Source organism: Mesotoga sp. UBA6090 (assembly GCF_002435945.1).
Taxonomy (GTDB): Bacteria; Thermotogota; Thermotogae; order Petrotogales; family Kosmotogaceae; genus Mesotoga.
Map to the genome: position 1 here is coordinate 34,530 of NZ_DIXC01000063.1, position 13,424 is coordinate 47,953.

The 13,424-nt window shown below is 47.5% G+C and carries 10 protein-coding genes and 1 pseudogene; 5 read left to right on the plus strand and 6 right to left on the minus strand.

Going from position 1 to position 13,424, the window contains the following annotated elements; all coding sequences use genetic code 11:
- Window positions 1–21 precede the first annotated feature (21 nt).
- From B3K42_RS10400 to B3K42_RS10415, 4 genes are read left to right on the plus strand one after another with little or no spacing between them, the layout of a single operon-like run.
- The gene (locus B3K42_RS10400; RefSeq protein ID WP_110990235.1) at window positions 22–876 is read left to right on the plus strand and encodes a glycine--tRNA ligase subunit alpha; all 855 of its coding nucleotides are present in this window, start codon (window positions 22–24) and stop codon (window positions 874–876) included.
- Window positions 869–2,905 (plus strand): glycine--tRNA ligase subunit beta, encoded by a 2,037-nt coding sequence (gene glyS / locus B3K42_RS10405; protein WP_110990234.1) that lies wholly within the window; start codon window positions 869–871, stop codon window positions 2,903–2,905. The genes B3K42_RS10400 and glyS overlap by 8 nt, the downstream gene beginning before the upstream one ends.
- Before the next feature lie 7 nt (window positions 2,906–2,912).
- Window positions 2,913–3,809 carry a GTPase Era gene (gene era, locus B3K42_RS10410; protein ID WP_181419041.1) on the plus strand — a complete coding sequence of 299 codons (897 nt, stop codon included), beginning with the start codon at window positions 2,913–2,915 and terminating at the stop codon, window positions 3,807–3,809.
- A 17-nt stretch (window positions 3,810–3,826) separates the two neighbouring features.
- The gene (locus B3K42_RS10415) at window positions 3,827–5,134 is read left to right on the plus strand and encodes an MFS transporter (protein WP_110990232.1); all 1,308 of its coding nucleotides are present in this window, start codon (window positions 3,827–3,829) and stop codon (window positions 5,132–5,134) included.
- Between the two features lie 203 nt (window positions 5,135–5,337).
- Here the strand turns inward: B3K42_RS10415 and B3K42_RS10420 are convergent, their stop codons facing one another.
- On the minus strand, window positions 5,338–6,030 hold the full coding sequence (locus B3K42_RS10420; RefSeq protein WP_110990231.1) for an N-acetylmuramoyl-L-alanine amidase: 693 nt from the start codon (window positions 6,028–6,030) through the stop codon (window positions 5,338–5,340).
- Between the two features lie 821 nt (window positions 6,031–6,851).
- On the opposite strand from B3K42_RS10420, the gene B3K42_RS10425 reads away from it, so the two are divergent.
- Window positions 6,852–7,604, plus strand: coding sequence for an ABC transporter substrate-binding protein (locus tag B3K42_RS10425; protein ID WP_258367207.1), 753 nt, complete (start codon window positions 6,852–6,854; stop codon window positions 7,602–7,604).
- A gap of 201 nt (window positions 7,605–7,805) precedes the next feature.
- Here the strand turns inward: B3K42_RS10425 and B3K42_RS10430 are convergent, their stop codons facing one another.
- The 5 genes and pseudogenes from B3K42_RS10430 to B3K42_RS10450 all read right to left on the minus strand — a co-directional run.
- Window positions 7,806–8,138 (minus strand): DUF2188 domain-containing protein, encoded by a 333-nt coding sequence (locus B3K42_RS10430; protein WP_110990230.1) that lies wholly within the window; start codon window positions 8,136–8,138, stop codon window positions 7,806–7,808.
- 55 nt (window positions 8,139–8,193) lie between these two features.
- Window positions 8,194–9,924 (minus strand): acyl-CoA dehydratase activase, encoded by a 1,731-nt coding sequence (locus B3K42_RS10435; protein ID WP_110990229.1) that lies wholly within the window; start codon window positions 9,922–9,924, stop codon window positions 8,194–8,196.
- Window positions 9,921–11,180 carry a 2-hydroxyacyl-CoA dehydratase subunit D gene (locus B3K42_RS10440; RefSeq protein ID WP_110990228.1) on the minus strand — a complete coding sequence of 420 codons (1,260 nt, stop codon included), beginning with the start codon at window positions 11,178–11,180 and terminating at the stop codon, window positions 9,921–9,923. Before B3K42_RS10440 ends, B3K42_RS10435 begins: the two co-directional genes overlap by 4 nt.
- Before the next feature lie 153 nt (window positions 11,181–11,333).
- Window positions 11,334–12,866 carry a B12-binding domain-containing radical SAM protein gene (locus B3K42_RS10445; RefSeq protein ID WP_110990227.1) on the minus strand — a complete coding sequence of 511 codons (1,533 nt, stop codon included), beginning with the start codon at window positions 12,864–12,866 and terminating at the stop codon, window positions 11,334–11,336.
- Window positions 12,867–13,231: 365 nt separating this feature from the next.
- A pseudogene (locus tag B3K42_RS10450) lies at window positions 13,232–13,424 on the minus strand (group II intron reverse transcriptase/maturase); the annotation flags it as partial.

Consider the following 13,424-nt stretch of genomic DNA (forward strand, 5'->3'; position numbering starts at 1 on the left):
CAAGAAGCTCAGGAGGGAACGATGTACTTACAAGACGTAGTAGAAAAACTCAACTCATACTGGTCTATGCAGGGGTGTATCATAGACCAGCCTTATGACCTCGAAATGGGGGCCGGAACATTCCACCCTTCAACCTTTCTTAGGTCGCTTGGAAAGAAGCCCTGGAAAGTTGCCTTCATTCAGCCGAGCAGGAGACCGACCGACGGTCGATACGGCGAAAACCCAATGAGAGTTCAAAGATACTTCCAGTATCAGGTGATAATCAAACCCAACCCGGAGAACTCTCAGGAGCTATACCTCGGTTCTCTGGAAGCTCTGGGAATAAACCCCGTGGAGCACGACATTCGTTTTGTCGAAGACAACTGGGAATCTCCGACTCTGGGAGCCTGGGGTGTGGGCTGGGAAGTCTGGCTCGATGGAATGGAGGTCAGTCAGTTCACATATTTCCAGCAGGTCGGCGGAATCGATGTCGACCTCGTTTCGCTCGAGATCACCTATGGGCTTGAAAGAATAACGATGTACCTTCAGAAGAAAGCCAATATATTCGATATAGACTGGAATGAAGAGTTCAAATATGGCGATGTCTTCCTCGAGAACGAGAAGGAATTCTCCGCTTACAATTTCGATGTTGCAGATACCTCAAGGCTCTTCGAGCTTTACAGACTCTACAGGGAGGAGTTCGACCTGTGTATGGAGCATGGCCTCGTAAGACCCTCATACGACTACATGATCAAATGTTCTCACGCCTTCAATTTGCTCGACGCCAGAAACGCCATAAGCGTATCTCAGCGTCAAAGCTACATCAAATCGATTAGAGAGATGGCGAAGGCAGTGGCCGAAGCATACGTAGCTAAGGAGCGCGATACAGATGAGTGATCACAAAGCTCTGCTGGAAGTTGGAATTGAGGAGCTTCCCTCAAGTGAAGTTCAGGGCATAAGAAATCAGCTTAAGGAGAGAATAGAGAGATCCCTTGACAATAATCGTCTTGGCTACGGAGAGCTCGAGGTCTTCGTGGCGAGCAGGAGATTCGGAGTGCTAATTCATGGCATTGAGCCGAAACAATCAGACTTTGTGGAGAAGAAGAAGGGCCCATCCGAGAAAATCGCCTACAAAGAATGTGAACCAACCAAAGCTCTGCTGGGTTTCCTCAGGGGAAGCAACGCTCAGATTGAAGACGTCAGCATAGAGGACCGATACGTCTATGTGCAGAGAGGAATAATCGGGAAGAAGGCGGAAGAACTGCTGCCTCAAATCTTCTCGGAATCGCTGAGGTCTCTCGAGTTCAAGAAGCCGATGCGCTGGGGGGACGGCACCTACAGATTCGTGAGGCCCGTGAAGTGGATAGTCGCAATGCTTGACGGTAAAACGATCGAAATGGAGCTTTTCGGCAAGAGGTCGTTGAATAAATCGATGGGACACAGGTTCTTCTATGACGAGGTTCAAGTCTCGCCAAAGAAGTATTTCTCAGAACTGGAAGAGGCCCTCGTTATCGCGCGAGAAGGGGACAGAAAAGAAAGGACACTCTCAGAAATAAAGAAAGTGGAATCGAATCTCGAAGGCCAGATCCCCGTAGATGAGGAGCTGCTCGAGGAAGTTGTATCTCTCACCGAATACCCTACCGCGGTTGTCGGAAGCTTTTTCGAGAAGTATCTGTCTCTTCCGCCCGAAGTGATAATTGTTACGATCAAGCACCACCAGCGCACCTTCCCTGTGTACAGAGAGGGTAAGCTGACAAACAACTTCGTTGCCTTTCAAGACGGGCCGGCCGACCCTCTGGGAAATATCAGACTGGGGTATGAAGAGGTCATAAACGCAAGGCTCGAAGATGCCTTCTTTTACTTCGAGAAGGACAAAGAGAGACCTTTCGAGCAGTACGTGGTCGGGCTCCAGGGTATCTTGTTCCAGCGAGGTCTCGGCACATTGAGGGACAAGACGGAAAGGACTACAGCGCTCTCCTCAGAGATCTCGAGAAGGCTGAAGGCCAAGAGCGATGAACTCTTCGAGGTCGAAAGGACCGCTCTTCTCGCAAAAGCCGACCAGATCACCAGAGTAGTGCAGGAATTCCCCGAGCTTCAGGGCATCATGGGAAGAATCTATGCGGAAGCATCGGGAGAGAAGTCCAGTGTCGCGCTTGGCATAGAAGAGCACTATCGTGACAACCTCGTGCCCACAACGCTAACCGGAGCGGTAGTGGGGGTCTCAGACAGAATAGACACGCTTGCAGGAAACTTCGCCATAGGAAACATCCCGTCTGCATCGAAAGATCCTTACGCTCTGAGAAGAAAAGCCTCTTTCATATTCAGGACTATGCATCATCTTGGATGGAAACTCGATCTTCTTGAGCTGCTGGAAAGGGCCTTGAGCAGTCTGGACAAGATTTCCGAAGAGACTCTAGATTCGTTGAAAGACTTCTTCTCCAGCAGGTATGAAGCCTTTCTTCTCGAAAGAGGTTTCTCCATGAATATTGCTCGATCGGTGAAGATGTGGTGGAGATTCCCTTATCTTGGAGTGAGAGCTGCAGAAGCCATCTCCGAATACGTGAAGAAAGAGGATTTCAATGACCTTCTGATTGCTTATCAGAGGGTCCACAATATAAGCAGAGCTCATTCGGGAAACAGTTTCGACGGGTCTAAATTTATTGAGCAGGCTGAACGCGATCTGCTGAACAATTATCTGAAGTGCTTCGACGATGTAATGGAAGCGCTCGAGCGCGACGATTTCGAGAAATCGCTCCAGTTGCTGACATCTCTTAAGCCTCAAATAGACAGATACTTCGACGATGTCTTTGTCATGGCCGAACAGGAAGATGTCCGCCTCAACAGACTCGGCTTCCTCAAATCGGTAGATCAGCTCTTCTTGAAAATAGGCGACCTCTCGCTGCTTCTCGAAGAAGAGAGAGCGTGAAGTGTCAGTGAAGTCCGGGACCGTAGCTTTAGTGGGAAAGCCCAATGTGGGAAAATCCACATTGATAAACACCATCATTGGCGAGAAGATCGCTATCGTCTCGGACAAACCGCAGACCACTAGAAACCGCATAGGCGGAATACTGACAACGGAGAAGGGGCAGATCGTCTTCTACGATACCCCCGGGATTCACAAGCCTCTTCACAGGCTAGGGCAATACATTCTCAAGGTCGCGACTTCATCGCTTGCCGGTTCGGACCTGCTGCTGGTAATCGTCGATCCAACCGATGGGCTCCGCGAATCGGACAGACTCGTTGCCAATCACGTCAATCAAAGCCGAATTCCCGTCTTTCTTGCCATCAATAAGGTTGATGAATACAAAAGCGAAAGGCTTCTTCAGGATTTCCAGGCAAAGGCCGAAGAGCTTTTCAACGACATTCGCCGCACCTTCCTGATATCTGCCAAGAAGGCAGACGGTGTTGAAGAACTGCTGGAGACCATCTTCGATTTTCTTCCGGAGGGAAAAATGCTTTTCCCCGAAGACCTTATAACCGATCGTTCATCGAGATTTATGGCGTCGGAGGTTATTCGCGAGAAGGTTCTGCAGAACACCAGACAGGAGATTCCCCACTCGGTGGGAGTCGTTGTTCAGGAGTTCAGCGACGAGGGTAACATACTGAAGATAAGGGCCGATGTAATCGTTGAGAGAAACAGCCAGAAGCCGATCATTCTCGGCAAGGGCGGTTCAATGATCAAGACCATCGGCACTGAAGCAAGGAAGGATCTTGAGTATATATTCGATCAGAAGATCTTCCTCGATCTGTTCGTCAAAGTGAGAGAAAAGTGGAGAGATAAGGATACCTTAATACAGGAGTTCACTAATCTAAGAGACGAACTTCAGTAGACCGGGGGGTTTTTTAGATGAAAAAGGGAAAGGCGACTTTCGTTCTCTTTCTTTTGCTCTTCATGATGGTCTTCCTGAATGCAGACCAGATGGTCATGTCTCCGAACATGGGAGAAATCGAGGCCGAATTCGGGATAACAAAGGCAGACATCGGGCTGATTCAGGCTTCATTCACTATCGTGGGGGCCTTGATTTCACTTCTCTGGGGCTTCTTTGCCGACAAGTACAACCGAAAGCTCCTGCTTCTCTTAAGCGTTCTGGTGGGCGAGATTCCTTGTTTTCTTTCTGCCTTCGTGCAGACCTTTCCCCAGCTTTTCGTTGCCAGAGCCTTAACGGGAATTGGTGTCGGAGCCCTCTTTCCGGTAGTCTTCTCTTATGCCGGCGACGCCTTCAAAGAGTCGCAGAGAGCTAAAGTAAATTCCTTTCTTTCGACCGCGATCTCTCTGGGAGCCATAATGGGCATGGTGATAGCCGGCTTCACCGGTGCATCGCTCGGCTGGAGAATCCCGTTCATAATTGTATCGCTTCCCAACATACTCCTCGCTCTCCTCTTCTTCCTTTTTGCGGAAGAGCCAAAGAGGGGAGCCGCCGAAGTGGCCGTGGGCGATCTCGTCGACAAGGGAATAAGCTACATCGGAAAAGTGAGATTCTCGGACTACAAGAATCTCTTCAAAGTTAAAACCAATCTAATCCTCTTCATACAGGGGATCCTCGGCACGATTCCCTGGGGTGCGATTCCATACTATCTGGTGAACTTCTTCGAAACCTCGAAGAACCTGTCGAAGGAATCTGCAACGATGATATTCATCTTCTTTGGAGCCGGAAACGTTCTCGGAATATTCTTCGGAGGACTAATCGGCGGCCTGCTCTACAAGAAGAAGCCGTCCTACATGCCTCTTTTCAGCGGAATAATGACTGTCATAGGGACGTTCGTCGCTCTTCTTGCCCTGAACTTCCCGCCAGTTGAAGGAGCGGGCGGCTTCGTAATGCTTGGCGCGCTGGGAATGGTTGCTGCCGCTTCCGCTTCTATGACCGGACCCAACATGAAGACAATGCTTATGAATGTCAATGCACCGGAAAACAGGGGAAGAATCTTTTCCATCTTCAATTTAACCGATTCTCTCGGGACTGGATTCGGGCAGTTCTTTGCCGGGACGCTTGCAACTGCGGTTGGATCTCTAGGCGTGGCAATGAATGTCTCTGCATTGTTCTGGCTCCCATGCGGACTGGTTTTGCTAACAGCGGCGCTGGTATTTCCAAAGGACATTGCCTCCCTAAACAAGAAGATGAAAGAAGCCGCTCTCACAATGGAGAAGGAAAAATAGAGGCTTGTCAAGAGGTCGAAATCGCTTCCATGAGTGACTTTGACTTGGAATATTGAAAACAAAGTTGTATAATCTAATTGCTGAAGTAACCCTCAGACCGCTTCGCTGCCCTCGAAAAGGGCAGCAATTTTTATTATAATGAGTGCATCGGCAGAGAGCGTGAATTGCAGATTGTTCTGAGTTCTGCTTTTGATAGGCAATACCTACTTCGTAAGAAAGTAATCCGCGATTCCAGTAACCAGAGCCTCGACAAGCTTTCCCCTGTAATCCTGGGTGGAAAGAAGGACATCTTCTTCAGGATTAGACATATACCCTGCTTCGAAGATTATTACAGGGACTTTCGACCAGTTGAACCCCGTCATGTCATCACGAACTCTGATTCCGAGAGACTTTATTCCGCTTATCTGGATCAAGCTCGCATGGATCTTCTCGGCAGCCTTCCTGCTCTCTTCGTAGATCGGAGCAGTGTGAACGGACGACGCGGAAGGAACAAGCAACATGAATCCCTTCAGGCTGCTGTCAGAGCTGTAATTGGCGTGTATCCGAACACAAAGATCTGCCTTTGCCTCGTTTGCGATCTCTGCCCTCTCTATGTTGCTCACGTTGACTTCGTGACTCTCTCTAGTCATCACGACGTCGTACCCCTCTTCGAGAAGCCTATCCCTCAACATGAAAGAGAACTCCAAATTGAAGACGTATTCAGGAATCCCGGTAGAGGATCCGCGCGTTCCGGTAGAAACCCTCGCCTTGGTCGTTTCAGAACCCGGAGCGATCTGCTCGTGAGTGAAGTCGGCTTCCTTCTGATGACCGGGATCGATGCAGATAGTAAGTGAAAGGCCTAGGGTGGCAAACAACATTACAATTGTTGAAAGGACTATTCTTTTCTTTGAATCCATTGAACCACTCCTTACTCTTAATCAATATAGATTATAACTTCTTTACGAATGCGCGGGGTCAAGCAGCGCGAAATGAGATTGTGTTTTTCCTTCACTGAAAAGTCCCAACAGATGTCCGCAAATTTGCATTCAAGACTGGAACTTTTCATTTGACAGAACCTTAATAGAAAGTCATTCGCTTTGAAGAGAAGATTCCTCTCGAACTGCCTGAATGTTCATGCGACAGATCACTCAGACCCAATAAAGACCTTCATTTGAACATAATCAACCTTGAAGGGCAAGAACTGACTTCCATCATACACTAGAGTGATTTTAGGTGTAGATAAAATTTCGTTTGCTCTTATTTTTATTTGAGTGCCGTCGTTCTTTTACAGAGAATTCTGCTCTGCATTTCGATCAGTTGTTTAATTGAGAGGCTTCATGCAACATAATCTACGTGTAACTGAAACGATGTTCTGCTTCATTTGCCGTGTCGCTTCATTAAGTTTTCACTTGTGTCCCTCTATCTGGATGGAGGGAAAGGGATGACGAAGCTTGATACTTGCTCTTTTACTACTCCTCTTTCACACTTTGTTCTTCCATCTAACAACGAGCGTGCCTTGTTCTGAAACCTACTGCTGAACTGAGGCGTTTTCAGCGTGCAGGAAGAAGGGAGAAGAGTCCATCAGTTCCACATATTGAGAGGACAATTGTTGGAGGGGAGATGGGATTATGAAAAGAGCACTAATCCTCGTTTCTATGCTTACTCTGTTATTTGCCGCAGGACTGGCCTCTGAACCAGAGTATTTCATTGTCAGTGTAACGACAAGCCAGGAGGAACATTGAGTGTTGACGGAATTGATCCTAGATCTCTTAATCCCGCTTTTGGAAATGACGGTGCTTCTCTAAACATACTTAAATTCATTCTAGAGTCGCTTCTGGATGAAAACGAATTTGGATTCCCGGAACATCCCGCTCTATGCAAGGATTGGTGGATCTCAGAAGACGGGTTTACATTGAGTTTTGTTATTCGTGAAGGCCTTCAGTGGTCAGATGGACAACCATTCACTATTGAGGACGTGAGATGGACTTTCGAAGAGATATATCTAGTCGCGGAGATGACTCTGTTCGGAAACAGTGATTTCATGAGTTCTACAGGTGATCTTCCATTGGTAGAAGTGGAGGGCGACATGATGTCATTCACATGGAGCGAGCCAAGTGCCCTTGCGCCAAGAACGATCGGCCTAACTCCCATACTACCGAAGCACTCTCTCGAAGAGTATGTCGCAGATGGGACTTTTTCGTCTGCCTGGAATATTGGAGAAACCGAGAAAAAGGCGAATCTGATCAGAACGAACTTATTTTGTCATCCTGAAGTGCTCCTGTTCAGGATCTGGGTTTTCGAGAAACCGTGCTTGGGTGTAGCAGGGTCTTGTAGGAAAGTGCAAAACAGACTGGTTCGCCGAGGAGAACCCGTTATTCTTTCCAGAGCGAAGATCTGTTCTTCGTTCTTGGTCAGACCATTTGTTCAGAGAGTAGAGAGAAGGGAAAAGCAAAGAGGACAAGTAAGGATCTGGGATCTTGAAAAGCCTTGAAAAGCTCTTTAATCCCCTCTCGAGAGGGGTATCGACGGTTCCATCATCGACGGGGTGTGTGAACGTCAAGAACGGACCTCATGTTCAGAACGAGGTATCTGACGTTTCTTTACTCTAGGGCTTTCAACTTGGCACAGCCAACTCGCAATTGCTCTTTCGGAGGACGGGTCCTTGCTCTTGGACGGTCAACGATTCTTCACTTCAATGTCTGGTGAGTCTGGTGTGATAAGCTACCGGTACAAAAACCCTGGCACCGCCAGTTTTTTCCCGAAGAGACTTCCCAACTGTTATGGTCTCGTCTTTGTCGACGTTTCCCTCGGAATCATGAATTACGAGCTTCCCTTCAGGACTGCTGCTCGCTAATTCCGAAGCGGCAGTAATTGCATCTACCTTATCGTCAAACCGGTGAATGATTCTCTCTTCACTTTCGTGATCTACTATCCGGGACCCTTCGTGAGGTTTGACATGGTAGATGTCTTCAATAACGTTTTCACTTATACTCGGAATCTTGTGTAGTTCTTCATGGTGCTCCATGAAATGCACCTCCTACACATTTATGACAAATCGAAGGGCGCACAAGTTCAAAGGCTCATCGAATGTCGTTCTCGGAACTTGACTCTCTTGCAAACAAAGCTGCGCCGTAAGCTCCCATAATGTCGGGCACGTCGGGAATGAGGATCTCCGTTTTGAACAACATCTTCATAGCCTCAACTACTCCGGCATTTCTCGCAACTCCCCCTGTGAAGACAAGAGGTGTTGGTGATTCTAGTCTTGAGTACATCGCACCCACTCTTTTTGCTATCGCCTTGAACAGACCGGCCGATATATCTTCGATTCTTTCTCCCATTCCAATTAGCGAGACGACTTCAGACTCAGCAAATACAGTGCAAACTGAACTTATCGAAATGTTCTTCTTTGATTTTCGGGCAAGTGAAGACATCTTTTCGGTGTCCAATTCAAGAGCAGAAGCCATCACCTCAAGAAATCTTCCTGTTCCGGCGGCACATTTATCATTCATTGCAAAGTCTTCAACATTCCCCTCGGAATTCAAGCGAATAACTTTGCTATCCTGCCCGCCGATGTCAATAATCCCGCGCGCTTCAGGAAAGAGTTCGAAAACACCTCTCGCGTGACATGAGATTTCTGTGATCTTATCGCTTGCAGACGAGACAAGCAGTCTTCCATAACCCGTCGAAATGCACTTTCCTATCTGATTTCCATTCTTGCGGGAGAATTCGTTCATCTCCTGCATAAGAGCCTCTGCGGTACTTGAGGCCCTAATTCCCGTCCTCACGGTCTTCGAAAATATTATCCTGCCTTTTCCATCAATCAGGACGCCGTTGGTTGTAGTAGAGCCGGAATCAACTCCTGCGTAAATCACCTTAGTTTCCACCTCTGAATGCAGTACCGATCTAGAGTCGTTCTTTTCCATCAATGCCCCGATTCTAGTGGTCAGCTGTCCATCGGAATTCAGAGGGAAATCGAGTTCAACTCTGTATGTCTTTTCGTCGTCACGGGGACGAACAAAATCAAAGAAGTCGCAAAATTTGGGAACCACAAAGACAGTCGCGTCTGCACTCTCATTTGAAGCTGAAATTGTTTCGGAGAAACGAGCACAAGGAGATCTCCACTTCAGCAGACGTTCGGCAATCGCCGTTAGCGGTTCGATGTTATCGGCAGTCTTACTCGAAAACGGTCTTCTTCCAAGGCAAGTGTCATTGGATACTGTTATACCGCCGGCCTTCTCTACTGCATTGTCGAAGGCTCCAATATCAGTTACTCCCCCACTCAGAGCAATTCGCTTTCTCGGTCCGCCACTCACTAGATTGGAGGAGTCGATTTCGGCTTTATTCCCATCTAGCGCCGAAAGATATAGCCTTGACAAGTCGGCTCCCTCTACCCTAATCTCATTCGCCAGTACGTAGTCCACGAGATCGTTGAATCGACCAATGCCTGTATGCATGTTAACAGCAATACCAGAGTTTTCGAGGAAAGTCGTCAGATCACCGATCTCTCCGGAAAGGAATTCTATTGCATCAGCATCTCTCTTCCATGGGAGTCTTAGGATGAAAACCCTGGCCGACGAAAGCTCAGTGAGAAGATCTCCGATTCTACGCATCGCGTCACAGGAGTCGGCTATCAAGAGATAATCGCCTGAACTCAATTCCATTCCTTTTTCGTAAACCGTCTTTGCATAACCACATAAATTGCATCCTAATTCGTGGCAAGAGACAGGAGCAATGGAGGTTATTCTATGGAATTCACTGTCACTTCCTAACAAAACTTCCATCGGTATGTAACTGCACGAGTAGTAGATCATTTTCTGTTCTCCATTATTTCCAGGAATGCTTCTGTCCTTGTTCGCAGCTGCCCGGCACCCTGAGATGCATGGTCGACGCAATCACCCGTGAGCTCGAGAAAGGGAATACTCTCCTCTTCGAAGACTTTCTTCAAATAACTCACTCCTCCTGCCGACTGTCTGCATCCCCAATGAGAAAAGTGGATCACTCCATCAACCGTGAAGTTTCGTGCAAGATCCAGGCAGAAATCCCCACGATCGACCACGCTTCCGCAAAGAGGGTTATATACCAGTTTCTCCGCAAGACTCTCAAGCGGTCGTTGCGGGTCGACCGGATACATCCAGTCCCACATCAGCTCGTTCGAAACCACAAGGTTTTTCGATCCCGGAAGGAAGAGATTGAAAAGCTCGTTGTCGTAATAAGGGGGGATGTGAAGCCACAGGATCTTCCTCGCGTTTTCGGGAATCGCTTCAAGCCCCTCGCCGATACTTCTAGAGGCCGCCGCGATTCTCCGATCGCCCGCCAGAGTATGCAGTACATACAGCGAGTTCATGTGTTCGTAGAGATGCTGAGGCAAATACGCGTTTTTCGCTCTGGATTTAACCTCCTCGAGGTTTTCCATGAGTTCTCTTTCATATGATAATCTCATTGACAACTCTTCCATTTTGAAAGCTTTCCCGGTGATTTCCTCGATCGTGCCAATAACTGCCTTCAGTTGCGAGAGAACGTAACCTACTGACTCGCGCTTTCGACCTCTGGGTACATCGATCAAAATGAAAGGAACATCGTACTCTCTGGCTATCCTCTTGAAGGTCGGAAGATTTCCGTCACAGAGAATGCTTGTCGTCATCACCAACTTAGGCGGAGGCAGAAGCTTTCTCAGAGATACTCCAAGAGAAGCTCTATGAAACGTACACAGGGAGTCGCTGATTCCTGCCTGTGAAGAATATGCAATCGCCGTGTCCTCAAGATGCATCGACGAAAGCGCCCCGGAAATGCCTTCGGCCGAAACGGGGTTAAGACCCGCCGAAAGAAGAAGTTCAGAAGGAGCCATTAAATTCACCCACACGGTACTCGAACCCTTTATCGCAAGATACACTTCCTCCAGCGCCAGGTGATTGACCGTGTTGACAAATCGTGGCCGATCCCTATCTGGAAAATGCCCTCTTCTGAAATTCTCAAATCCCATACCAAGCTGAAGCCATCTCTTGAACCTATCGGTATCATCTATGTAATTTCTCAGAAAGCTGCCGAATTTCACACTCTTTCTTGACATCTACTATGTTCTCACTCCCGTCATCAAGAATCGCTGACATCAATCCGCACTTCCTTTGGGTTGAGATGTCGGAATGACCTCAATTATAACCTCTTGCGAGAAAAGAGCCAGGACTTCACCGGTCGGCTACTTTCAGTTTGCAGACATACGCGCTTACTTTGAATCTCTTTCTGCATGACTCGGCAGCTGTGCTTTGCTTTCTCCCTCTAACCCAAAAGAAAGCGACTTTCGGAAGTGATAGCCGTATATCGCAAATTCAACAGACAATGGGAAAAGCGATGGCCTAAAGATGGCTGTCCAGAGGAGCAACAACCAATAGTTCATTCGACCTTTTTCCCTTATTCCAATTACCCACAACGACTTCAGAAAAGCCTTCAGACTATCGGAAAGGGGCCTGACATGTCTAGACGAATTGGGTTTGTAGTTCTTGAGAAAGGTTATTACTCTCTGGCGGTATGGTTTCGGAGAGTAAATGTTGCTGAGTATTTTATAGTAACCGTCTACAAGGTTATTGAGACCCATCTTGGGAACTATGTTAGTCAGAATGCTAGTGTTGTTTCCGGAAAACTCCGATGCGATTCTGTTCTCTTCTTTCAACCTCTGGAAGAGTCTTGTGCCCGTAGGCGCTGTGAGGACACCGACCATTGCCGTCACTATGCCGCTCTTCTGGATGAAATCGATCATATTCTGAAATACCGAAGGCTTGTCGTGATCAAAGCCCACAATGAATCCGCCCTGAACCTGCAGTCCGAACTCCTGCATCTTCCTAACAGATGAGAGTAGGTCCCTGTTTCGGTTCTGGTACTTACCGCATTCAACGAGGCTTTCCTCTTCGGTAGTCTCGATGCCTACGAAGACGGTTCCGAAACCCGCATCGACCATGAGTCTCATGAGTTCATCGTCATCCGAAAGATCAATCGAGGCTTCTGTATTAAACACAAACGGATAATTCCTGTCTTTCATCCATTCGGCAATTGCCGGAAGAATCTCTCTCTTCAGTTTCGTCTTATTACCGATAAAGTTATCGTCAACTATGAATACTCCTCCACGCCAGCCGGCTCTATACAGCGCTTCCATTTCCGCAATGAGTTTTTCAGCGCTCTTTGTCCTGGGAATGCGTCCGTTTAACAGAATAATGTCACAGAACTCGCAGTTGTAAGGACAGCCTCTAGAATACTGGATGTTCATAGAAGAGTATTTTCTCATGTCAAGAAGCTCCCAGTCTGGAATGGAACTATCTGCAATATCTGGAAAGCCATCGGATTTGTAAATGTGCTTAGCCTGGCCGTTTTCTAAATCATGAAGAAACGGTGCCAGAGTCATTTCTGCTTCGCCGAGAACAAGATGATCGACTTCACTGAACTCCTCGGGTCTGGTTGTGAAAAGCGGCCCGCCTGCTATAGTCTTGACGCCCAACTTCTTGCACCTTTCAATAACCTTCTTTGCCGAGTCAAGTTGAATATCCATTGAGCTAATCATCACGTAATCGGACTTTAAGATGTCTTCATCGCGTAGACTATCCGTATTCATATCTATGAGTTTCTTCTCCCAATCTTCAGGCAACATAGCAGAAACAGTCATGAGGCCTAGAGGCGGGTACACCGCCTTTTTTGAGACAAATCTTAATGCATGTTTGAAACTCCAAAATGTTTCTGGATATTCTGGATAGACCATCAAAACTCTCATATCTCCACTTCCCTTTTCATAATAGCACTCAAACCTTTGCTAGAAACTCATGCTCTGCAAGTTGATGAATTGTGCGGGATCAGTAATTGCTGACGCTCCTGCTTGTTTGATTCAGGTTGGACCACCTGGTTTTGATCTACAAGAATTCCGAAGTATCTACAGTTTCCACATTGTCGGAAAGCGTCGTAATTTGTTGAAGACCAAAACACATCACTCATCCCGCAGTGCCATCTAATCAATATTATCACAACGGACCGATCGAAAGAGCTAATCAGTATATCACTGCCTGGTGAGTAGCCCAGGGGGGTTTCACCCCCAGGCTCTCTCAGAACCGGACTTGAACCTCTCGATTCATCCGGCTCCCATTATCCAGCCATATAGAATATCCCCATTGTCCAGTGTACAAATAGATGAGGCTCCCTGCGAGCAAGAGCTTCTAGCCATTTACCCGCTTTTGTGAGACCTCCCCTTTTCTTGTACTTGTTTCTTACCCATTGGACTAAGGCTTTGTTGACATGACTCAGTACTGTATGCATCTCAAATCTGCGAAAGTGTCCA

Bases quoted from the DNA above. Each gene is read 5' to 3' on its own strand.
- B3K42_RS10400 (WP_110990235.1), top strand. From the start codon at position 22: ATGTACTTACAAGACGTAGTAGAAAAACTCAACTCATACTGGTCTATG.
- glyS (WP_110990234.1), top strand. From the start codon at position 869: ATGAGTGATCACAAAGCTCTGCTGGAAGTTGGAATTGAGGAGCTTCCC.
- B3K42_RS10415 (WP_110990232.1), top strand. From the start codon at position 3,827: ATGAAAAAGGGAAAGGCGACTTTCGTTCTCTTTCTTTTGCTCTTCATG.
- B3K42_RS10420 (WP_110990231.1), bottom strand. From the start codon at position 6,030: ATGGATTCAAAGAAAAGAATAGTCCTTTCAACAATTGTAATGTTGTTT.
- B3K42_RS10430 (WP_110990230.1), bottom strand. From the start codon at position 8,138: ATGGAGCACCATGAAGAACTACACAAGATTCCGAGTATAAGTGAAAAC.
- B3K42_RS10435 (WP_110990229.1), bottom strand. From the start codon at position 9,924: ATGATCTACTACTCGTGCAGTTACATACCGATGGAAGTTTTGTTAGGA.
- B3K42_RS10440 (WP_110990228.1), bottom strand. From the start codon at position 11,180: ATGTCAAGAAAGAGTGTGAAATTCGGCAGCTTTCTGAGAAATTACATA.
- B3K42_RS10445 (WP_110990227.1), bottom strand. From the start codon at position 12,866: ATGAGAGTTTTGATGGTCTATCCAGAATATCCAGAAACATTTTGGAGT.